We start from the raw sequence: 21,360 nt of genomic DNA, 5'->3' as shown, positions 1-21,360 counted from the left end.
CGATCCTCTATGTAAGTGAATACTTATTATATGCAGGGAGAGTATCCGTGACAGCCTCGATTCTAGCCGAAGACCGCATCACCCTTACCCCTATGGCCGATTCGCCCGAGCTGGCCCGCGCGCTTGACGACGCCAACGTTCCCACGCTGCTGGCAGCATATGCCTACCTCACGCACGATGCCGATTTTCTCGAACGGTTCGCGCCCCACATCCGGCCGGCGTATTCCAATCCGCCGACCGACATCCCGGAAGATATTGCCGACGAATTGCGCATTCGCATTCGCCGGCTCCTGACCACCGGCGATGGACTTGCCGACAGCACACCGTCCGACGCGCTCGTCCAGCGCATAATGTCGGTAACCGTCGGTGAGCCGGTGGAGGACGAGTTCCTCGAACTCGTCTACGACCAGTGCGGTTTCCGTCCGTGGATCGATCGTAGCAAGGTTGCCGGACGAAAGACGCCGAAGGCGGGCTTCAAGGTCCTGGTCATCGGCGCGGGCATGACCGGAATGGCCGCCGCGACAAAGCTGCGCGAGGCTGGCTACGACTTCGTGGTGATCGAGAAGAACGCCGATGTCGGCGGCACCTGGTACGAGAACCGCTACCCCGGCGTCGGCGTCGACACGCCCAGCCACTTCTACAGCTTTAGTTGGGAAATCTGGCCCCAGTGGTCACATTACCATCCCCATGGGGCGGACATGCAGCGCTACATGCTTGCGGTCGCCGACAAGTACGACTTGCGCCGCGACATACGCTTCCAGACCACCGTCGAGCGCCTGGTCTGGGACGAGAAAACCTGCATGTGGACGGTCACCGTTCGCAATTCCGCCGGTGCCTGCGAAGACATCGTCGTCAACGCGGTCATCAACGGCCACGGTCCGGTCAATCGCTACAAGATGCCCGACATCCCCGGCCTTGCCGATTTCAACGGACCTGTCGTCCACACCGCGAACTATCCTTCCGACCTCGACCTCAAGGGCAAGCGTGTCGCGGTCATCGGGACGGGCGCAAGCTCGGCCCAGCTTTGCGGTGCGATCGCCGCCGAAGTGGCCGAGCTGACCGTCTACCAGCGAACCAAGCACTGGGTGATCTACAATCCCGAAATCGCGCACGACGTCAGCGAAGGGATGAAGTGGGCCCTGGCCAACATCCCCACCTTCAAGGAATGGTTCCGCTTCCGCGTCTACTGGTCGGCCGCCGATGGCTTGTTCGCCAACGTCCTCAAGGACCCGGCGTGGGAAGGCAACATGCAGGCCGTCTCCGAAGGCAACGAGATGACCCGCCAATACGCGCTTTCGTACATGCACGCAAAGTTTGCGGACCGCCCCGACCTCATCGAGAAGCTGACCCCAGACTTCCCGATCTTTTCCAAGCGGATCATCCTCGACAATGGCTGGTTCGATGCGCTGGCGCGGCCCAACGTCCATCTGGAGGACAAGGGCATTGCCCGCATCCTGCCGAACGGGATCGAGGCTCCCGACGGTTCCGTCTTCGAATGCGATGTCATCATCTGCGCGACGGGTTTCAACGTGTCGAAGATGGTCGGCGATCTCGAGATCAAGGGCACCGGCGGGCGCGATCTTGGCGAGGAATGGGGCGATGAGGACCCGCGCAGCTATCTCGGCATGTGTGTGCCGGGCTACCCCAACTACTTCCACACCGTGGGGCCGAACAGCGCGCCCAACCACGCCGCCGGCCAGAACCTCATTTCCGAAGCCCAGGTCAACTGGATCATCGAGGCTCTCGACCGCGTCAACGAAGCCGGCGCGCGAGCATTCGAGGTTCGGCAGGACGCGTTCGACGCGTGGAACCGCAAGGTCGACGAGCGGATGCCGCAGATGATCTGGACCCATCCGCGCGCCAATTCCTACTACAACAACTCGAAGGGGCGCGTTTTCCTCTCCTGGCCATGGCGCCTGGTCGACTTCTTCAACGCCACACGGCGCCCGGAAGAGGGCAGCTACAGGCTTATCGCGTAACTGCGGATGGCCGGTTCCGCGCAACGGCCTTGCGTGGAACCGGCGTTTGGCCCTAACTCCACCGCGTGACCAAACGGACCCGCCTTACCGCAAAAGACCGTAAAGCACTCATTCTGGCCAACGCCCGCGCAATTTTCGCGCAGAACGGCTATGAAGCCGCGCGAACACAGGATATTGCGCGACGTTCCGGCGTGTCCGAAGCGCTTATGTATCAGCACTTTCCGTCCAAGGAGGCGCTTTACCGTGCGGTCCTGCGCGAAGTCATCCGCGAGCAGGATGAAAGCTACGCAGCCCTCGTAACACGGGAATTGGATGGCCGCGCCGTAGTGCGCAACGTCAGGGCCTATTTCCAGATCGTCGTGGGCCAGACGGAACCACGCTTCAAGGATGGGTTCCGGCTGCTTCTGGCCAGCCTGCTGGTCGATACAAACTTCGCCACGCTGGTCTACCGTCGTGCCCAGAGGCTGATGAACCGCCGCATCGCCCGCGCGCTCGAGAACGCCCGAGAGACGGGAGACATCGTTGGTCGCAAGATTTCAGTCGCCAATACGTCGCTGTTTACCGAACATATCGGCACTGTGCTCAACGTCCTTGCCACCAATATCGAACGCTCGCCTTACGAGGGCAACGCTGAAGACCTGATCCGCGATGCGGTATGGTTCTGCTGCCGCGCCGTGTGATTTACGGACGAAGCTATCGAACGCCATCTGTGCGACTGACGTCGCCACCGCGTCTCGCGTGCCAAGCGATGCGGGGTGCGCATATGGTACATTCACACGGTCAGACAGTCTGGACAAACGGAATCCCCGCCCACGCCGGTTTGCCTCAGTTGGTAATACAGTTCGCTCGCGGTCGTTCTGGGCGGAAGTGGGATAGCGTCAGGCTTCATCGCATCACGCAGGTCGCGCAGGGCCAGTTCCAGGCGATTCGTCGTCACGCAGCGGCAACCCACTGGCGATGGCTCCCGCTCCGATGACCGCAATCCGCATCAGGATGAGCCTTGCGCGATGTCCGTCTGCCTGGCCACAAAGCATGAAGATGAGGGTGAGCTCATCGGTCGCCATCAAGCCGTCGGGCGCCGCCAAGGCACCGGAGACAAGGCCGCACGCAAGAGTTCGAGAAAAACAGCCGTGCGCCGACTGCGTCCATGGCGAGCGTGAAGAAGGGCGACGACGTCGGCAGAAGGTGCGGACCAATCAGGCAAAATCTCGCGCAAGGTGCCGGCCGCAATGTCCGCCGCAACGTCCCATTCGCTGCGGACCATTATGCCTAGCCCCGCTCGCGCCCAATCCCGTACAATTTCCCCGTCGTTACTGGACATCGCGGGTCTTGCCCGAACCGTCACCCGTCCTTTCGAGGCATGTGTAAAGCGCCAAAGCGTGACGTCCTCGTTGTTTTCGCGCAATGACAGGCAGCTGTGGGCGGCAAGATCCTCTGGCGTTCGGATCGGCTCATGGCTCTCGATATAGTCTGGTGAGGCGCACAGGATACGCCGGTTCTGCGCAAGCGTCGTCACCAGCCGGTCGCTTTCGGGAAGGGAGCCGATGTGGACCACGATGTCCCAACTTTCGGTTACCTGCCGTACGGGATTGTCCGAAAGGTCGAGCGTAATCGTCGTCGCCGGATTGGCCTTTGCAAAGGCTTCAACAACCGGACTTACGTGTCGCCTCCCAAAACCGTACGGCGCAGCCACGCGAAGGTGCCCCCTCACCTTGTTGGTTCGGCTTGCCAGTCGCTCCGCCAGTTCCTCCATCGCGCCGATGATCTGCATCCCCTCGGTCGCGATCAGTTCACCCTCGTCGGTCAGGCTAAGTCCACGCGATGTACGATCGACGAGCATCACTCCCACGCGCGCTTCGAGCGCGCGAAGCCGCTGGGTTACTGCGGGCGGGGTCACATTCAGGCTACGGGCTGCCTCCGCCAGCGACGGTGAGCGCGCCAACACGCGAAAGAAGATCAGGTCTTCGGTCGTAATCATTAGGTCCGACCTTAATCCATTATGCAGAAAAGGTTAATTGCAGCGTTCATGGTTTGGCATAATAAAAATGGCCTGACAACCGGACCTCCGCTGCATTCAGGGCGGCAACAAAGCATGAAGGCAGGACCGATGGAAATGAACGCCTGCGAGCGCCTTTACATCGATGGCGATTGGGTGGAACCCGCCCGCCCCGCCCCGCCGATCCCGGTAATCAATCCTGCAACCGAAATGGCGTGCGGCTCAGTCAGGCCCGGAAGCGCGCTCGATGTCGATCGCGCGGTGGCAGCGGGGCGCCGGGCATTTGCGTCATTCTCCGTGAGCCCTGCGCAGGAGCGTATTGCCCTGCTCGGCAGAATTCTCTCCCTGATGGAGGAAAGGGCGGAAGCTCTCGCTCAGGCCGTCACGCTGGAAATGGGGTGCGCAATCTCGTTTTCTCGTACGGCTCAGGTACCTTTCGGTGTCGCCCATGTTCGCGCAGCACTCAAAGTGCTGCATGACTTCCCGTTCCTCACTCCACAGGGTTCCACCGCGATCCTGCGTGAACCCATCGGCGTCTGCGGGCTCATCACGCCGTGGAACTGGCCGCTGTACCAGATCACGGCGAAGCTTGCGCCGGCGCTTGCCGCAGGGTGCACCGTTGTGTTGAAGCCCAGCGAGCTGTCGCCGTTCAGCGCGGCGCTGCTGGCGCAGATCGTCCACGATGCCGGCACACCGGCTGGCGTATTCAACATGGTGACCGGCACCGGCCCCGGGGTGGGAGAGGCCATCGCTGCGCATGGCGACATCGACATGGTCTCGATAACCGGCTCGACGCGTGCGGGTGTGCTTGTCGCCCAGGCTGCCGCGACCACGGTAAAGCGGGTAACGCAGGAGCTAGGTGGCAAGTCGCCGAACATCCTGCTCGACGATGCCGATTTCGAGCGGGTCGTTCCCCTAGGCATCGCGGCGGGCATGCGCAACGTCGGCCAGTCCTGCAGCGCGCCGACGCGCATGCTGGTGCCGCGCCATCGCCTGACCGAAGTGGAGCAGCTTGCCGCGAATGCCGCCAACGCGCTCGTTGTCGGGGATCCGCTGGCCGAAGCGACGGACCTCGGACCGGTTGCCAACAGCCGCCAGTTCGACAAGGTCCAACAGATGATCGCCGTCGGCCAGGCCGAAGGCGCCCGTCTGCTGTGTGGCGGCCCCGGCAGGCCCGAAGGGCTGGATCGCGGCTTCTTCTGCAGGCCGACGGTATTCACCTGCGATGATCCGGCGATGCGCGTAGCGCAGGAGGAGATCTTCGGGCCGGTGATCTGCGTGATCCCCTACGACGATGACGACCACGCCGTCCGCATTGCCAATGACACGATCTACGGGCTCGGCTCGCACGTCCAGTCCGCAGATATCGACCGCGCACGAACTGTGGCGGCAAGGATCCGGGCGGGGCAGGTCCACATCAACCATCCCGCCTGGGACGGGCATGCAGCCTTCGGCGGTTACAAGCAGTCTGGAAACGGGCGTGAATATGGGCGTTTCGGCCTGGAGGAATACCTCGAGACCAAGGCCGTTCTGGGATACTTCCCCCAGTGAGCACGGGCCCGATCAGTCGCCGCGTTGCGCTCGGCGCGGTCGCCGGTGCAGGCGCGGCCGCGCTCGGCGGCAGACTGTTGATGCGACAGCCCCCGGGCGACCTGCCGCATCCAGCCAGCGAAGGCGGGCGCAAATCCACGCCTCGCCCCGGCGGACGCATCCGCGTGGCGAGCACATCGACATCGACTGGCGACACGCTCGACCCTGCCAAGGGCGCGGTGAACACGGACTATGTCCGCCACTTCATGCTCTACAGTGGCCTGACCGAGTTCGACCGCGACCTGAGCGCGCGCCCGGCCCTTGCCGAGAGCATTTCGAGCGACGACCAGAAAGTCTGGACAATCAGCCTGCGCAAGGGTGTGACGTTCCACGACGGGAAGTCGTTCACAGCAGACGACGTCGTATATTCGCTGCAGCGCCACAAGGACCCCAAAGTGGGGTCCAAGATGTCGGACATCGCGAAGCAGTTCGCGTCTGTCGAAGCTCTGGGCCGCAACATGGTGAGGATCGTCCTGACCGGGCCTAACGCCGATCTCCCCATCATCCTTGCGCAATCACACTTCCTGATCGTGCCGGCGGACATCCAGGATTTCAGCGCGGGCAACGGCACGGGGCCCTATCGGTTGGCCGAATTCAAGCCGGGAGTGCGCACGGTGGTCCGCCGCAGCCCGGACTTCTGGAAACCGGGCAAACCCTATCTCGACGAGATCGAGCTTATCGGCATTCAGGACGAGATCAGCCGGGTCAACGCGCTTCTTTCGGGCGACGTACAGTTGATCAACGCGGTCAATCCGCGTTCGACGCGTCGCATCCTGGCATCGCCGGAGCACGGTATCGTCGAAACCAAATCAGGGCTCTATACCAATCTCGTGGCCCGTCAGGACCGGTTGCCGACGGGTAATCCCGATTTTACAGCAGCGCTCAAGCACCTTGTCGACCGGCCGCTCGTCAACCGCGCCCTGTTCCGCAATTACGGTACGATCGGCAACGACCAGCCGCTGCCACCATCGCACCAGTACTTCCGTGCGGACCTGCCGCAGACCGCGCTCGATCTGGACCGTGCGAAATGGCATCTGCAGCGCTCTGGGCTCACGGGAATTCGCTTGCCTGTCTACGCCTCGACCGCCGCCGAAGGTTCGGTGGACATGGCCTCGATCCTGCAGGAATTCGGCGCGAGGATCGGACTGGATCTTGCGGTGAATCGGGTCCCGGCGGACGGTTACTGGTCTACCCACTGGATGAAGCACCCGTTGTTCTTCGGAAACAGCAACCCGCGGCCGACCGCCGACCTCATTTTCAGTCTCTTCTACAAGTCCGATGCCACCTGGAATGAATCAGGTTGGAAGGACCCGCGCTTCGACAGCCTGGTGATCGAGGCGCGCGGGGAGGCGGACCATGAGCGGCGTAAGCAGCTATACGGCGAGATGCAGGGTCTGGTCCGTGACCATTGCGGCAGCGTGATCCCCGTCTTCATCAGCCTTCTGGACGGACACGACCGGCGCCTGAAAGGGCTCTACCCCGTGCCGCTTGGCGGTTTCATGGGATACACGTTTGCCGAACACGTCTGGTGGGACGCGTGACGACGTTAAGTCCGAGATTATCTCAACATACAGGTTTCGTTAATTGTGAAATGTGAGCCGCAGATGCAGTCTCGCACGACAGGACCAGGAAGGACAACAGGACGTGAGCGCGACCGACACACTAGACAAGACTGGCACCCAGACTTCCGCTGTCCGGCTTGGCGATCTCGAAACGCCCTGCCTCGTTCTTGATGCCGACCGCATGGATCGCAACATAGCCCGCCTTCGCGACCGCATCGCCGGCCTTGGCGTGACCTTGCGCCCGCACCTCAAGACTGCGAAGTCGGTCGAAGTCGCGCGACGCGTGATGGCCACCAGCGAGGGACCGGCCACCGTCTCGACACTGAAGGAGGCCGAGTTCTTCGCCGATGCCGGCGTGCGCGACATCATCTATGCGGTGGGAATTGCGCCGTGGAAGCTCGCCAAGGTAATCGAACTGCGCAAGCGCGGTGTGGACCTGGCCGTGGTTCTGGACACTGTGGAACTGGCGCAGGCTGTCGCCGCGGCTTCGCGCGAGAGCGGGATGGCGATCCCCGCATTGATCGAGATCGACTGCGACGGCCACCGCTCCGGCGTTTTGCCGCGAGATTCCGAGCGACTGCTGGCGATCGGCAAGGCCCTGGTCGAGGGGGGTGAACTGCGCGGCGTACTTACGCACGCCGGCGGCAGCTATGCCGCGCGCGGAGAAGAAGCCTTGCGGAACGCGGCGGAGGAAGAGCGAGCCAGCGTGGTGAACGCTGCGGCAATCCTGCGTGACGCCGGGTTGCCCTGCCCCGTCGTCAGCGTCGGCTCCACGCCGACCGCGCACCATGCCACCGACCTGACAGGCGTGACTGAAGTGCGCGCGGGCGTGTTCGTGTTCTTCGATCTCGTAATGACCGGCATCGGAATTTGCACGGTGGACGACATCGCCATCTCGGTGCTGGCAACCGTCATCGGCCACCAGCGCGAAAAGGGCTGGATACTGGTCGATGCCGGCTGGATGGCAATGTCGCAGGATCGCGGCACAGCGAAGCAAGTGGTCAACCAGGGCTATGGCGTCGTCTGCAAATGCGACGGCACGCCCTACGCGGACCTGATCCTGGCAGACGCCAACCAGGAACATGGCATCATCATGGTGCGCCCCGGATCGGACGGTACGCTACCCGATCTCGCCATTGGCGACCGGGTGCGGATTCTGCCCAACCACGCCTGCGCCACGGGCGCGCAGCATCGTCGCTACAACGTCGTTCACGGCACCTCGGACGTGGTGACCGGCGAATGGCAGCGCTTTGGAGGCTGGTGATGAATGATCGTATTTCCCCTGTCGCGACGGCAAAGGCACCAGCAGCGGCTGGACATTATTCGCAAGGCTTGCGTGCCGGAGCGACGCTCTACGTCTCCGGGCAATTGCCGATCAGTGCGGACAAGTCGCCGCTGGAAGACATGTCCTTTGCCGGGCAGGCGCGCCAGGCCGTTGCCAACATGCTGGCGATTGTCGAGGCTGCAGGCGGCAGTTCCGCCGACCTGTGCCGCGTGACCGCCTATATAGTCGGGGTCGAGAACTGGCCCGAGTTCAATCGCGTCTATGCCGAGATGCTCGGCGATGCGAAGCCCGCTCGCACAGTCGTGCCGGTAGCAGAGCTGCATTACGGATATCTGGTCGAGGTCGATGGCATTGCGCTGATCGGCGATTGACGCGCCCACCCGCCAGAAGCGGGCTGACAAGGGGAGCGAACATGGCAACTGCAGTTAACCACGCGCATCGACCGAACACCGCACCGCCTGCTGCCGGTTCGATGCCCGCAACGCGCCTGCAGAGCATCGATGCGCTGCGCGGCCTGGTCATGGTCTTCATGCTGCTCGACCATATCCGTGAGACATGGTTGCTCTACATGCCAGTGGGCGACCCGGTCGATGCAAGAACGGTTTTGCCCGCCCTTTTCTTCACGCGCATCACCAGCACGCTCTGTGCGCCGATCTTCGTCGCCCTGACCGGCCTTTCCGCCTACCTGTTCAGCCGCCGGCACACCTTGGCAGAGACCAGCGATTTCCTGCTGCGGCGAGGTGCTTTCCTTGTCCTTCTCGAACTGACGCTGGTCAACTTCTCCTGGCGGGCCGAATTGCCCTTTCACTTCGTGTTCCTGCAGGTGATCTGGGCAATTGGCCTGTGCATGATCGTCCTTGCAGGCCTTATCCATCTGGGACGCGGCGCCGTGCTGCTGCTCGGCCTTGCCATCGTGCTGGGGCACAACCTGCTCGACCCGATCGCCTTTTCGCCCGACAGTCCTATGTTCGTGCCCTGGGCGATCCTGCACGACCGGGCGCAGATCGACCTTGGCGGCGTGATCGTGAAATTCAACTATCCGATCCTGCCCTGGATCGGCGTCATCTGCCTGGGCTGGTCGGCTGGCTGCTGGTTCGCAGACGTTGACCCTGCCCTGCGTGCCCGTCGGCTGAAGATCTCCGGATTGGCAATGCTGGCGGGTTTCGTCGTGCTGCGCGCGTTGAACTTTTATGGCGATGCTCCGTGGTTTGTTGTTGCCGACAGCCCATTGCGCACGGTCATGAGCTTCCTTGCCCTGACCAAGTATCCGCCATCGCTGCTGTTCCTGCTCCCGACGCTTGGCACGGGTCTGCTGCTGCTGATCGCCTTCGAGAAGGGCAATGCATCCCGCCTGACCCACTGGCTGGCCGTGATGGGTGGCGCGCCCATGTTCTTCTACCTGTTCCACCTCTATCTACTGCGGGTCCTCTACCTGATCGCCCGCGCGACCTGGGGGACCAACCATGGTGACGTGTTTGGCGTGGACTCCATCGCATGGGTCTGGGTCTGGTTCGCCGGTCTTCTCGTACCGCTCTATTTCCCCACACGCTGGTTCTCTGACCTGAAAAAGCGTCGGAAGGACATCTGGTGGCTCAAGTACCTCTGACCATTCCATGCAAGGCAAAGACATGCATCCTTTAGTCCAGTCCGTCGTCAGCGACGAGCGCTTGCCCGACGCAGTGGACGTCGTCGTGGTCGGGGGCGGGATCGTTGGTACGGCATCTGCCTATTATCTGGCGCGGCGCGGGCTTTCGGTCGCGCTGGTCGAAAAAGGGCATATTGGCTGCGAGCAATCCAGCCGCAGCTGGGGTTGGTGCCGGCTGCAGAACCGCGACCGGCGAGAGATGCCTCTCTCGCTACTGTCAATGCGGCTGTGGGACGAGCTGGCGGGAGAGATCGGCCAGGATCTGGGATTCCGTCGGTGCGGGCTGGTCTATACCACGGACGACGAGAAGATGCTCGCCGGGTGGGAAGCATGGCGTCCCGTCGCCATGGAGTTCGGCGTAGAGACCCACATGCTGAATGCCGCTCAGGCTGCGGGACGCGTGCCCGAAACGCGCCGGAAATGGGTGGGCGGCCTTCATTCGGTGAACGATGGCAAGGCCGAGCCCTCCCTTGCCGCACCCGTTCTCGCCGAAGGCGCACGCAAGCTCGGTGCAACGATTCACCAAGGCTGCGCGGCGCGCGGAGTGGACATGACGAACGGGCGCGTGACCGGGCTGCACACGGAGCGCGGCACCATTCGCGCTGACGCGGTGCTGTGTGCTGCCGGCGCTTGGGCATCGGCTTTCATGCGCCGCGAAGGAATCACCTTCCCGCAGGCAAGCGTGCGGCAGACGGCGCTCAGGACGAAGCCGACTGTCAATGTCGGCGAGGTTGTCTATTGCCCCGACCTCGCGATGACCCGGCGACTCGACGGAAGCTATACTGTCGCGATCAGCGGCAGAGTAACGCTCGAATTGACGCCACAGGGCCTGCGCTTCTCGCGCGAGTTCATGCCGCAGTTCATCCAGCGCCTGAAGGCCGTGCAGATGGGAGTTTCGGCGTCCTTCGTGAACGGTCCGGAATCGATTGAGGCAGTATTCGGTAGCGATCCTGCATTCTTCGAGAAAACCCGTGTACTCGATCCAGCGCCCAACGGCAGGCTGGTAAAAGCGATTCTCAGCAATCTGCGCGGTACGTTCCCGCAGCTTGCGGGGGTCGAGATAGATTCCGCGTGGGGCGCCTATGTCGATTGTACGCCCGATGCCGTCCCGGTTGTTTCATCGATGAACTCGGTCGCCGGCCTCTTTCTCGCTGCGGGCTGCTCGGGGCACGGCTTCGGCCTCGGTCCGGGAATCGGCTATCTGGCCGCTGAGCTGGTGGCCAACGAAGCGCCAAGCGTTGATCCGACCCATTTCCGCCTTGAACGCCTGATCGACGGTTCGCGGATAAAGGTCGGCTCGCTTTAACTCGGCGGTATGTCGATGCCTGGGGGTCAGCGCGCGAGGGTCGGGTGCGGCAGCACCGGTGCGCTGGTCTGATCAAGTGACCGAACGAAGGTTCGCAGCAGGTCGCGCTGGATGGCCATGGCCTGGGGGGCCGTCGCCTTCCTGCCCGATAGGCTTTCGAGCAGAGGCGATGCCCAGAAGAAGCCGAACAGCATGTTGAAGATGGCGACAATCTGTACCCCGAGCGCTTCTTCGGAGGATGGCAGCCCGGCCTTTTCGTTCATTTTCCGACCATAGCCGATCATGCGATGCAGCCAGTCGAGCCCGACAGGATCGGGTTCCGAATCCGACGAGATCGCCGCGCGTATCAGGAGTCTCGCGATATTCGGATGCGCCGCGAGCAGATCGGTAATGTGATCGGTCAAGTCGCTGAAGTCCGAGTTCGGGCGCATCAGAATCTCGTCCATGAGATCGATCATCGGCTTGAGAGCGCGCTCGTAGACTTGTCGGTAGAGGTCCTCCTTGCCGGAGAAATGCTTGTAAAGCCCGGGCTGCTGCAGCCCGACCTGGCTGGCAATATCGCGCAGCGAAGTAGCGCCGTAACCCTTTCGGGCAAACAGCTCTTCGGCCACGTCGAGGATGCGGTTTGCCGTCCGTCGGCCCTTGCTGATCACACCCTTTGCGGCCCCTGCCGTGACATTCGAGATTCCGTCCATCGGCGTTCCTTAGCGGATTTCAACGAAAACCTCTTGTCCAAAAAGTTATCGACCTATAACCAATCTAGGGAAAGCCGATATGGCGTGACGCATAGGAGATAGCGATGCTTGATGAAGCCCGCAGGCAGTATCTTTCGGATATTCTGAAGCCGGCGTCGCCGCCGCGCGAAATCCGCAATCCATTTACCGAAGAGCAGAAGCGCATGATGCTCGACGTGGTGCACGATCAGGGACCGTGGAAGCTGATCATCGCGCAGCACTTCCCCACGGTCGAGTCGCTGCTCGCTACCTTTGCCGGTGGCTTTCCCGAAGGCTTCACCCCCACCCTCGACATGTTCCTGACGCCGACTTTCCGGGGCTTCTTCGGGAACTACTCGACGCCGCTCTTCTCCGAACTGCATGATGTCTTCTACAACGAGGCGTTCCTGAACCACGCCAAGTCCTACTGGGGCGCGCAATATGCCAAGCCGCAGATGATGCTTTTCAACGTCAACGGGCCATGCGGAAACACCGATCCGGGCCATCTCGATTCCCCGAGCTTCCGTGGCGTGCGGTACGAAAACTCGCCAACCTGGCTCTGCTCGATCATGGGCCGCTCGGGCCTGTTCAAGGACTACCTGATCAAGATGGCGCAGGTCATCACGTGGTTCAGCCACGATCCCGGAAGCGGCTTCACCTACTGGCCGGAAGGTCCGCTCAAGAAGCCTGCCCGCATCCAGTCGCCGATCTACAATCGTGCCGTGGTGGTGCAGAACGAAATGCTGGTTCACCGTGGCGAGGCCAACGGCCCGAACGAACGCCGTCGCCCTGCCGGCCTTTCATTCGATAGCGTCTTTGCGGGTGATCCGGCAGACCGAGATGGCTGGCTAGTGAAGAATGGCGACGAGGTTATCGAACGCTATCACACCGATGACCTGCGTTTCCTCGTCCACTGGTCGGCCGAAGTCTTCAGCGACTTCGACGAACTCAGGAAGAACATGGACGGCAGCGACAACCTGACCCACGAACAAGCGATCGACATGCTGATCAAGGACGTCCGTTCGCGTGGCATCCAGATCGAGACGCCAAGCGATCCGCTGAACGATCCTGCCTTCATTCGTGCGCTCAACGCCGCTTATGACTATGGCGGTCCGGCCGAATATCCCGCCGAAGCCCCGGTCGACGCGCCGTTCGGCATGGCCGCCTGACCGACCGGGTCCATCCGGCAAAGGTGCCGTTCTCGCCACCGGGTTCGGCACCTTGCGCATGCGCAAGAGTGAAGGCGTGGCCTACAATACGCTGACGACTTGCCTCGACGATCGCATCCTGACGGTGACGCTCAGTCGCCCGGATCGCCTCAACGCGTTCACGGTGGAGATGGCGAACGCACTGGAGCAACTGTTCCGGTCCGCTGCGGACGATGACGGCATCGGCGCGATTATCGTCACCGGCGACGGCAGGGCCTTCTGCGCCGGCATGGAACTGGGCAGCACCGGCAACGCCTTCGGTCTGGACGAACGGCTAAGCCTGGACGCTGCCGAGCTCGTGCAGCGGCAGAACGATCCGGACATTGTTCACGGCGTGCGCGATACCGGCGGACGCGTCACGCTCGCCATCCACGATTGTCGCAAGCCGGTCATTACCGCGATCCATGGTGCAGCTGTTGGGACCAGAAGCTTATCGTGTCCCATCCGGCGGGAGCCGATGGCCTCGAAATCGACGCGGCAATCGCGACGGAAGACGCATCTAGATCGGCATCGCGGCTGCAATCGGCGCCTGGAAGGGGGAGCTCACACGCTTGTCTAGCGAGCCTCTGGCGGCCTTTCTTCAACAATATCGAAAGGCGATTTGGTTTTCAATTGACGATTTGCGTATCCAATGCAATTGGAAATTACGAATGCAGTGCACTTTCACGCACTGCCGAGTCGATTGACCTTACGTTCCGGGGGAGAGGCCGCTCCATGGCCAGCGCTGCTGCAATTTCGGTTCCGGGCAATGGCCCGACAGGCGACGAACTCGTCGCACGCGCAAGGGCCATGATCCCCGTGCTGCGCCAACGCGCCGCCCAATGCGTCGCAGGCCGCGACGTCCCCGCACAGTCCATCGCCGAAATGCAGGAGGCGGGCTTCTTCCGCATCCTCCAGCCAAGGCGCTGGGGCGGCTACGAAATGCATCCCAACGTCTTCTACGACGTACAGCGCGCGCTCGCCGAAGGCTGCATGTCCACCGGCTGGATGTTCGGCGTCGTCGGCTGCCACCCCTACGAGATCGCCCTGTTCCACGAAGAGGCCCAGGCCGAAGTCTGGGGCCAGGATACCTCCACCCTCGTCTCCTCCTCCTACCAGCCCGTCGGCAAGGTCACCCCGGTCGAGGGCGGCTACCGCCTCTCGGGCCGCTGGGGCTTCTCCACCGGATCCGTCCACTGCCAGTGGGTCGTGCTCGGCGCCATGGTCCCCCCACGCGAGGAAGGCGGCGCGCCCGACATGCGCGCCTTCCTCCTGCCCCGCTCCGACTATGCCATCGATACCGACGCATGGCGCGTCTTCGGCCTCCAGGGAACCGGCAGCCACGACGTCATCGTCGACGACGTCTTCGTCCCCGAGCACCGCACCCACCGCTCGCTCGACGGCTTCCTGTGCACCAACCCCGGCCAGCAGACCAACCCCGGGCCGCTCTACACCCTGCCCTGGGCTCAGGTCTTCATGCGCTCGGTCTCCACCGCAGCCTTCGGCGGCGCACGCGCCGCCATCAACGCCGCCATCGAGATCGCCGAGAGCCGCGTCTCCACCAACACCGGCAAGGCCTCCAAGAACGACCCCTTCCTCATGGCCGCCATCGCCCGCGCCCATGCCGAAGTCACCGAAATGGAGCAGACCCTGCGCCTCACCTTCGACGACCTGATGGGCCATGCAGAGCGAGGCGAGGCCATCCCCATGGATAAGCGCACCCTCTACGCATACAACTCCGCAAGCGTCGTGCGACGCATGGCCGACCTCGTCGACGACATGGTCAAGCTCCTCGGCGGACGCGCCATCTACAACCACAGCCCCATCATACAGCCATGGCTCGACCTCCACGCCGGAAGGGCCCACGTCGCAAACGATCCAAACAATCGCACGCAAGACCTCGTCGGCGCATTCTCGAAACAACCTCCAAACTTCACATTCCTTTGAAACGGACAGGCATCATGGCAGACCTTTCCAGGACCACCCATCGCGTTTCCGGCGGCTATGACATCGTGATCGCCGAGGCCGGCGACCGCGCGGCCCCTGCCGTCGTGTTCATCCACGGCAGCGGCCCGGGCGCTTCGGGCGCGTCGAACTTCCGCCAGAACATCGATGCCTTCGTGGCGGCCGGCTACCGCGTGATCCTGCCCGACCTCATCGGCTATGGCGGTTCCTCCAAGCCGGAAGGGCTCGACTACACGCTGCAGCTCTTCACCGACACGCTCTACGAAGCGCTCGTCGCGCACGGCATTTCGGCCGCGAGCCTCGTGGGCAATTCGCTGGGCGGCGGCATCGCGCTGCTGATGACGCTTGACCATCCCGAATTCACCCGCAACCTCGTGCTCATGGCGCCCGGCTGCGTGGCGGAACGCGAGGCCTATTTCGTGATGCCGGGCATCGCCAAGATGGTCTCCAACTTCGGCGGCCCGGATTTCAACCTCGCCGAACAGAAGCGTCTCGTCTCCAACCTCGTCCACCCGGACTTCGCGCCGAACATCCCGGACACCCTGGTTGCCGAGCGCTTCGAGGTCGCCCGCACTCAGCCCAAGGACGTTATCGTGCGCATGCGCACGCCCGACCTGTCGCCGCGCCTGGGCGAGATCGACAAGCCCGTCTTCGTGCTGTGGGGCCTCAACGACGAGTTCTGCCCAGAGGCACACTCGCGCCTGTTCCTCGATCATTGCCCCGACGTGCGCGCGATCACCTTCGGGCGCACCGGCCACTGGGTCCAGGTCGAACGCGCAGCCGAGTTCAACGCTTATGCGATCGAGTTCCTCGATGCCCGCCGCTGACACCCCCGCCCGGCGTCACGGAAAGGCGCTCTACGATGCGCTGCGCGGCCGCCGCACGATCCGCCCGCTGATCGAGCAGGACCCGTCGCTGACGATCGACGATGCATATGCCATCAGCCTCGATTTCCTCTCGCGCCGGTTGCAGGACGGCGAGAAGGTCGTGGGCAAGAAGATCGGCGTGACCAGCAAGGCCGTGCAGGACATGCTCGGTGTCCACCAGCCTGACTTCGGCTTCCTGACCGACTGGATGCATGTCGAAGGCGATATCGACATAGACGCCAAGGCCCTGATCGCTCCGCGCGCCGAGGCTGAGATCGCCTTCATCCTCAAGAGCAGCCTCAACGGCCCCGGCGTAACCGCCGCCGACGTGATGGCAGCGACCGAGAGCATCGCGCCCTGCTTCGAGATCGTCGACAGCCGCATCGACGACTGGAAGATCGCCATCGTCGACACCGTGGCCGACAACGCCTCGTGCGGGGTCTATGTCGTGGGCAAGGAACGGCTCGATCCCGCCGGGCTCGACCTGCCCAATCTCCACGTCGCGGTGACGAAGAACGGCGAGCCGCTTTCCGAAGGTTACGGCCATGCCGTCCAGGGCGATCCCGCGCAGGCCGTGGCATGGCTCGCGAACACGCTCGGTGCACACGGCGTGACGCTGGATGCGGGCGACGTGATACTCTCCGGCAGCCTCGTTCCCCTCGCCCCTGCGGCGAAGGGCGACCGTTTCGAAATGACCTTGAGCAACGCCAGCGGCCCCCTGGGCACCTGCGTCGCCAGCTTCGTGTAAGGACAAGCAGACATGACCCGCGTGAAGGCCGCGATCATCGGTTCGGGCAATATCGGCACCGACCTGATGATGAAGATGATCAAGTACCCGCAGAACATGGAGCTGGCCATCGTCGTCGGTATCGACGAGAAGTCGGAAGGCCTCGCGATGGCCCGCGAACACGGCATCGCAACGACACACGAAGGCCTCGAAGGCCTGCGTCGCCATCCGCTCTACAAGGAGATCGGCATCGCCTTCGACGCGACCAGCGCATATGCCCACAAGGTCCACGACGAAGCCCTGCGCGCCGACGGCATCCAGGTCGTCGACCTGACGCCCGCAGCCATCGGCCCCTTCACTGTGCCGCCGGTCAACATGAGCCAGCATCTCGACCAGCCCAACGTGAACATGGTCACCTGCGGCGGCCAGGCGACGATCCCGATGGTCGCCGCCGTCGCCCGCGTGTCGGACAAGGTTCACTACGCCGAGATCGTCGCTTCGGTCTCCTCGCGTTCGGCGGGCCCCGGCACGCGCGCCAACATCGACGAGTTCACCCGCACCACCGCCCGCGCGATCGAAGTCGTCGGCGGCGCGACGCGCGGCAAGGCGATCATCATCCTCAACCCGGCCGAACCGCCGATGATCATGCGCGACACGGTGTTCACCCTGTCCGAAGGCGCTGACGAGGACCAGATCCGCCGCTCGGTCGCCGACATGGTTGCCGAAGTGCAGAAGTACGTGCCCGGCTACCGGCTCAAGCAGGAAGTCCAGTTCGAACGCTTCGGCGACAACAACAAGCTGAAGATCCCCGGCCAGGGCGAATTCACCGGCATCAAGTCGATGATCATGCTCGAGGTCGAGGGCGCCGGCGACTACCTGCCCAGCTATTCCGGCAACCTCGACATCATGACCGCCGCCGCCAAGGCCACCGGCGAGCTTCTCGCTGCGCGCCGCATGGCCGCCGCCTGATCCAGCCCATTCCCGGAGTTTTGCGATGACATCGAATTTCAACGTGGAAGCGGGCGACAAGCTCTACATCCAGGACGTCACCCTGCGCGACGGCATGCACGCGGTGCGCCACATGTACGGCATCGACCATGTCCGCTCGATCGCGTCCGCGCTCGACAAGGCCGGCGTCGATGCGATCGAGGTCGCCCACGGTGACGGCCTTTCGGGAGCCAGCTTCAACTACGGCTTCGGCGCCCACACCGACTGGGAATGGCTGGAGGCCGTGGCCGACGTGCTGGAGAAGAGCGTCCTCACCACGCTCATCCTTCCCGGCGTCGGCACCGTCGAGGAACTGCGCCGCGCCTATGACATCGGCGTCCGCTCGGTCCGCGTCGCGACCCACTGCACCGAGGCCGACGTCAGCAAGCAGCACATCGGCATCGCCCGCGATCTCGGCATGGACGTGTCGGGCTTCCTGATGATGAGCCACATGATCGAACCCGAAGCGCTGGCGCAGCAGGCATCGCTGATGGAAAGCTACGGCGCGCAATGCGTCTATGTCACCGACAGCGGCGGCGCGCTCGACATGGACGGCGTGAAGGCCCGCCTCGAAGCCTATGACCGCGTACTCAAGCCAGAAACCCAGCGCGGCATCCACGCCCACCACAACCTCGCGCTCGGCGTCGCTAACTCGATCGTCGCGGCGCAATGTGGCGCGGTGCGCATCGACGCCTCGCTGACCGGCATGGGTGCGGGTGCGGGCAATGCGCCGCTCGAAGTTTTCATCGCCGCCGCCGACCGCAAGGGCTGGAACCACGGCTGCGACGTGATGATGCTGATGGACGCGGCCGAAGATCTCGTCCGGCCGCTGCAGGACCGCCCGGTCCGCGTCGACCGCGAGACTTTGGCGCTCGGCTATGCGGGGGTCTACTCCAGCTTCCTGCGTCACGCCGAGAAGGCGGCTGAGACCTATGGCCTCGATACGCGCACGATCCTCGTCGAACTGGGTCGCCGCAAGATGGTCGGCGGCCAGGAAGACATGATCGTCGACGTCGCGCTCGACATGCTCAAGGAACAGCAGGCCTGATCGCCAGGCCATCCGGCTAGCCCCGCACATGACGGGGCAGCCCAAGGAGAGGACACGAATGACCGAGTATTCGCAGTATCGCCCCCTGCCGGTCGGCGAGGTTCCGCATTGGGACTTCGAGACGGACGTCGCCGTGATCGGCTTCGGGGCGACTGGCGCCTGCGCCGCGATCGAGGCGGCGCAAGCGGGCGCGCGCGTCATGCTGTTCGAACGCTCCTCAGGCTCCGGCGGCGCATCCGCGCTCTCTGGCGGCGAGATCTACGTCGGCGGAGGCACCGATGCGCAGAAGGCGGCGGGTTTCGACGACACTGTCGAGGCCTTCACCAAATACCTCAAGCTTGCTGGAGGTCCGTGCGCCGACGAGGCGAAGTGCGAAATCTACGGCCGCGAGGCGCTGAACCACTACCAGTGGCTCAAGGACCAGGGCGTGCCCTATCGAGGCAACTTCCTGCCCGGCAAGCACATCGAACCGACTGACGATTCCACGCTGATCTGGTCGGGCAGCGAGGCCGCTGCACCCTTCTGCCACGAAGCAAAGCCCGCCCCGCGTGGCCACGTCATCCAGCACATGGGCTGGGGCGGCGGTCGCCCGCTGGTTGACATACTCGAAGCCCGCGCTCGTGCGCTCGGCACCGAAATCCACATCGATGCCCGCGCCGTCGCCCTGATCGTCGACGGCACACGGGTTTGCGGTGCAGTCGTCCGGATCGACAACCAGGACCGCTTCGTCCGCGCGGACAAGGGCGTGGTTCTCGCCACCGGCGGCTTCGTGTTCAACGATGCGATGCGGGCCAAGTATTGCCCCGACACATTCAAGGTCAACAGCCCGATCGGCGACAAGGACGATGGCGTCGGCATCGAACTTGGCGTCTCGGTCGGTGGCGACGCGATCCATATGGACCAGTTCTTCACGACCTGCCCCTGGACCATGCCCGAAAGCCACGCCTACGGCGTCTTCGTCAACGTCCACGGCCAGCGCTTCATCAACGAGGACTGCTATCACGGCCGCGTCAGCCGCTGCGCGCTCGATCAGCCCGGCGGCAAGGTCTACCTGCTGCTCGACGTCGCCAACTTCGTCCAGCCACTCGACCTTGCCGGCATCACCATCGCCGGCACCGGCGAGACCTGGGAAGAAGTCGAAGCAGAGCTGGAAATGCCCCAGGGCACGCTTTCGGCCACGATGGCTTTCTACAACGAACACGCCCGTGACGGGCGGGACCCGTTGTTCGACAAGCAGTTGCCCATCCTCAAGCCGCTCGACCAGTCGCCCTTCATCGCGCTCGAACTGAACTTCGAGACCAGCTACTTCAGCTTCTTTACCTTAGGCGGCCTCAAGACGACGACCGATGGCGAAGTGCTCGACCGTTCGGGCAAGGCCATCGCCGGGCTCTTTGCTGCGGGCCGCTGCACTTCGGGCCTGCCGGCATGGGGCCATGGCTATTCCTCCGGCCTCAGCCTTGCCGACTGCACTTTCTTCGGCCGCCGGGCTGGGCGCAAGGCCGCCCTGGCCTGATCCGCCTCTCCAGCACAAGGAACAAGCGATGCTCAGCAGGACCATTTTGAACGGCACCGCACTTTCGGTCAGCCGCCTCTGCTACGGCACCAACATGCTCGGCTGGATGCTTGACCAAGGCAGGTCGAACGCCATTCTCGACACCTATGCCGACCTCGGCGGCAATTTCATCGACACCGCCCGCAGTTATGGCGACTGGGCACCCGACGCCCCCGTCGGCGCAAGCGAGCGCGCGGTGGGCGCGTGGCTCCGGACCCGCAACCGCGACGATTTCGTCATCGCCACCAAGGGCGGCTTCTACGACATGCGCGTCGGTGATTTCCGCAACCGCGTGACGCCACAGGATGTCGCATCGGATCTTGCGCAAAGCCTCGACCACCTTGGCGTCGACACCATCGACCTCTACTTCCTCCACCTAGACAACCCCGAAAGCCCGGTGGAACCCCTGATCGACGCACTGGTCGAACACCGCGAAGCAGGCCGCATCCGCCATTTCGCCGCGTCGAACTGGTCCGCTGACCGCATCCGCGCCGCCAATGCCTATGCCGCCTCGATCGGCAAGGAAGGCTTCGTCGCTTCCGAGACGTTCTGGGGCCTCGCCGTCCCCGATGCCGCTGCCGCCGCGCAGCAGGGCTACCAGCACTACTACGAAGGCGAATACGAGAATCTTCATGCCGGGGGCCTGCCCATCGTCGCCTATGCGGCGCAATCAGGTGGCTATTTCACCAAGCTCGCGGCCGGGAGCGTCGGGGAACCCCTCGCCAGCCGCTATGCCAACGACGCCAACGCGCGACGCTTTGCCGTGGTCGAGCAGCTTGCCGGCAAGCACGGAGTCTCGATCAACGAGGTCGTCCTCGCCTACCTGCTCTGCCAGCCGCACCAGACCATCGCCATCTTCGGCGGCTCGTCTCCCGAACAGGTACGCGACAGCGCAAAGGCCGACGCGCTCAAACTTACGGACGAAGAACTAGCGGCCCTCAGGAACGCCTGA

Annotated in this window: 19 protein-coding genes; 17 read left to right on the top strand and 2 right to left on the bottom strand. The window is 63.5% G+C overall.

From position 1 onward, the window contains the following. Positions 1-47 precede the first annotated feature (47 nt). The gene (locus SARO_RS19385) at positions 48-1,979 is read left to right on the top strand and encodes a flavin-containing monooxygenase (RefSeq protein ID WP_234007485.1); all 1,932 of its coding nucleotides are present in this window, start codon (positions 48-50) and stop codon (positions 1,977-1,979) included. A 65-nt stretch (positions 1,980-2,044) separates the two neighbouring features. Then, positions 2,045-2,659 carry a TetR/AcrR family transcriptional regulator gene (locus tag SARO_RS19380; RefSeq protein ID WP_011906945.1) on the top strand — a complete coding sequence of 205 codons (615 nt, stop codon included), beginning with the start codon at positions 2,045-2,047 and terminating at the stop codon, positions 2,657-2,659. Between the two features lie 383 nt (positions 2,660-3,042). On the opposite strand, the gene SARO_RS19375 is transcribed toward SARO_RS19380, so the two are convergent. Next, entirely contained in the window at positions 3,043-3,957 is a 915-nt protein-coding gene (locus SARO_RS19375) for a LysR family transcriptional regulator (protein WP_011906944.1), read from the bottom strand. Between the two features lie 114 nt (positions 3,958-4,071). On the opposite strand from SARO_RS19375, the gene SARO_RS19370 reads away from it, so the two are divergent. From SARO_RS19370 to SARO_RS19345, 6 genes are all read left to right on the top strand, one after another. Further along, on the top strand, positions 4,072-5,526 hold the full coding sequence (locus SARO_RS19370; protein ID WP_011906943.1) for an aldehyde dehydrogenase family protein: 1,455 nt from the start codon (positions 4,072-4,074) through the stop codon (positions 5,524-5,526). Then, entirely contained in the window at positions 5,523-7,106 is a 1,584-nt protein-coding gene (locus tag SARO_RS19365) for an ABC transporter substrate-binding protein (protein WP_011906942.1), read from the top strand. Before SARO_RS19370 ends, SARO_RS19365 begins: the two co-directional genes overlap by 4 nt. Before the next feature lie 202 nt (positions 7,107-7,308). Then, positions 7,309-8,391, top strand: a complete 1,083-nt coding sequence (locus SARO_RS19360) for an alanine racemase (RefSeq protein WP_086000222.1) — start codon at positions 7,309-7,311, stop codon at positions 8,389-8,391. Beyond that, a complete protein-coding gene (locus tag SARO_RS19355; protein WP_011906940.1) occupies positions 8,391-8,783 on the top strand; it encodes a RidA family protein in 393 nt (130 codons plus the stop codon). Before SARO_RS19360 ends, SARO_RS19355 begins: the two co-directional genes overlap by 1 nt. A gap of 41 nt (positions 8,784-8,824) precedes the next feature. Further along, the gene (locus SARO_RS19350) at positions 8,825-10,018 is read left to right on the top strand and encodes a DUF1624 domain-containing protein (RefSeq protein ID WP_011906939.1); all 1,194 of its coding nucleotides are present in this window, start codon (positions 8,825-8,827) and stop codon (positions 10,016-10,018) included. 22 nt (positions 10,019-10,040) lie between these two features. After that, entirely contained in the window at positions 10,041-11,363 is a 1,323-nt protein-coding gene (locus SARO_RS19345; protein ID WP_041551770.1) for an NAD(P)/FAD-dependent oxidoreductase, read from the top strand. A gap of 26 nt (positions 11,364-11,389) precedes the next feature. Here the strand turns inward: SARO_RS19345 and SARO_RS20415 are convergent, their stop codons facing one another. Beyond that, positions 11,390-11,974 (bottom strand): TetR/AcrR family transcriptional regulator, encoded by a 585-nt coding sequence (locus SARO_RS20415; RefSeq protein WP_176929380.1) that lies wholly within the window; start codon positions 11,972-11,974, stop codon positions 11,390-11,392. A gap of 188 nt (positions 11,975-12,162) precedes the next feature. On the opposite strand from SARO_RS20415, the gene SARO_RS19335 reads away from it, so the two are divergent. From SARO_RS19335 to SARO_RS19295, 9 genes are all read left to right on the top strand, one after another. Then, complete coding sequence (locus SARO_RS19335) at positions 12,163-13,245, top strand: hypothetical protein (RefSeq protein ID WP_011906936.1); 1,083 nt, start codon at positions 12,163-12,165, stop codon at positions 13,243-13,245. A gap of 58 nt (positions 13,246-13,303) precedes the next feature. Beyond that, entirely contained in the window at positions 13,304-13,843 is a 540-nt protein-coding gene (locus SARO_RS19330; RefSeq protein WP_011906935.1) for an enoyl-CoA hydratase-related protein, read from the top strand. 155 nt (positions 13,844-13,998) lie between these two features. Beyond that, positions 13,999-15,210 (top strand): acyl-CoA dehydrogenase family protein, encoded by a 1,212-nt coding sequence (locus SARO_RS19325; RefSeq protein ID WP_011906934.1) that lies wholly within the window; start codon positions 13,999-14,001, stop codon positions 15,208-15,210. 14 nt (positions 15,211-15,224) lie between these two features. Next, positions 15,225-16,055, top strand: a complete 831-nt coding sequence (locus SARO_RS19320) for an alpha/beta fold hydrolase (RefSeq protein WP_011906933.1) — start codon at positions 15,225-15,227, stop codon at positions 16,053-16,055. Next, the gene (locus SARO_RS19315) at positions 16,042-16,842 is read left to right on the top strand and encodes a fumarylacetoacetate hydrolase family protein (RefSeq protein ID WP_011906932.1); all 801 of its coding nucleotides are present in this window, start codon (positions 16,042-16,044) and stop codon (positions 16,840-16,842) included. Before SARO_RS19320 ends, SARO_RS19315 begins: the two co-directional genes overlap by 14 nt. A gap of 12 nt (positions 16,843-16,854) precedes the next feature. Next, positions 16,855-17,790, top strand: coding sequence for an acetaldehyde dehydrogenase (acetylating) (locus SARO_RS19310; protein WP_011906931.1), 936 nt, complete (start codon positions 16,855-16,857; stop codon positions 17,788-17,790). Between the two features lie 25 nt (positions 17,791-17,815). Then, positions 17,816-18,856 carry a 4-hydroxy-2-oxovalerate aldolase gene (gene dmpG, locus SARO_RS19305; RefSeq protein WP_011906930.1) on the top strand — a complete coding sequence of 347 codons (1,041 nt, stop codon included), beginning with the start codon at positions 17,816-17,818 and terminating at the stop codon, positions 18,854-18,856. A gap of 58 nt (positions 18,857-18,914) precedes the next feature. Further along, positions 18,915-20,369 (top strand): FAD-dependent oxidoreductase, encoded by a 1,455-nt coding sequence (locus SARO_RS19300; protein ID WP_011906929.1) that lies wholly within the window; start codon positions 18,915-18,917, stop codon positions 20,367-20,369. Positions 20,370-20,397: 28 nt separating this feature from the next. After that, complete coding sequence (locus SARO_RS19295) at positions 20,398-21,360, top strand: aldo/keto reductase (protein WP_011906928.1); 963 nt, start codon at positions 20,398-20,400, stop codon at positions 21,358-21,360.

The organism is Novosphingobium aromaticivorans DSM 12444 (genome assembly GCF_000013325.1).
Lineage (GTDB): Bacteria > Pseudomonadota > Alphaproteobacteria > Sphingomonadales > Sphingomonadaceae > Novosphingobium > Novosphingobium aromaticivorans.
Note: the sequence above shows the minus strand (reverse complement) of the source record. Positions and strands in the feature narration are given on the sequence as shown.

Excerpts from the sequence above, each read along its gene's own strand:
- SARO_RS19325 (WP_011906934.1), top strand. The coding sequence starts at position 13,999 with ATGGCCAGCGCTGCTGCAATTTCGGTTCCGGGCAATGGCCCGACAGGC.
- SARO_RS19335 (WP_011906936.1), top strand. The coding sequence starts at position 12,163 with ATGCTTGATGAAGCCCGCAGGCAGTATCTTTCGGATATTCTGAAGCCG.
- SARO_RS19300 (WP_011906929.1), top strand. The coding sequence starts at position 18,915 with ATGACCGAGTATTCGCAGTATCGCCCCCTGCCGGTCGGCGAGGTTCCG.
- SARO_RS19350 (WP_011906939.1), top strand. The coding sequence starts at position 8,825 with ATGGCAACTGCAGTTAACCACGCGCATCGACCGAACACCGCACCGCCT.
- SARO_RS19315 (WP_011906932.1), top strand. The coding sequence starts at position 16,042 with ATGCCCGCCGCTGACACCCCCGCCCGGCGTCACGGAAAGGCGCTCTAC.
- SARO_RS19355 (WP_011906940.1), top strand. The coding sequence starts at position 8,391 with ATGAATGATCGTATTTCCCCTGTCGCGACGGCAAAGGCACCAGCAGCG.
- SARO_RS19295 (WP_011906928.1), top strand. The coding sequence starts at position 20,398 with ATGCTCAGCAGGACCATTTTGAACGGCACCGCACTTTCGGTCAGCCGC.
- SARO_RS19375 (WP_011906944.1), bottom strand. The coding sequence starts at position 3,957 with ATGATTACGACCGAAGACCTGATCTTCTTTCGCGTGTTGGCGCGCTCA.
- SARO_RS19370 (WP_011906943.1), top strand. The coding sequence starts at position 4,072 with ATGAAGGCAGGACCGATGGAAATGAACGCCTGCGAGCGCCTTTACATC.
- SARO_RS19320 (WP_011906933.1), top strand. The coding sequence starts at position 15,225 with ATGGCAGACCTTTCCAGGACCACCCATCGCGTTTCCGGCGGCTATGAC.
- SARO_RS19330 (WP_011906935.1), top strand. The coding sequence starts at position 13,304 with ATGCGCAAGAGTGAAGGCGTGGCCTACAATACGCTGACGACTTGCCTC.
- SARO_RS19345 (WP_041551770.1), top strand. The coding sequence starts at position 10,041 with ATGCATCCTTTAGTCCAGTCCGTCGTCAGCGACGAGCGCTTGCCCGAC.
- SARO_RS19360 (WP_086000222.1), top strand. The coding sequence starts at position 7,309 with ATGGATCGCAACATAGCCCGCCTTCGCGACCGCATCGCCGGCCTTGGC.
- SARO_RS19310 (WP_011906931.1), top strand. The coding sequence starts at position 16,855 with ATGACCCGCGTGAAGGCCGCGATCATCGGTTCGGGCAATATCGGCACC.
- dmpG (WP_011906930.1), top strand. The coding sequence starts at position 17,816 with ATGACATCGAATTTCAACGTGGAAGCGGGCGACAAGCTCTACATCCAG.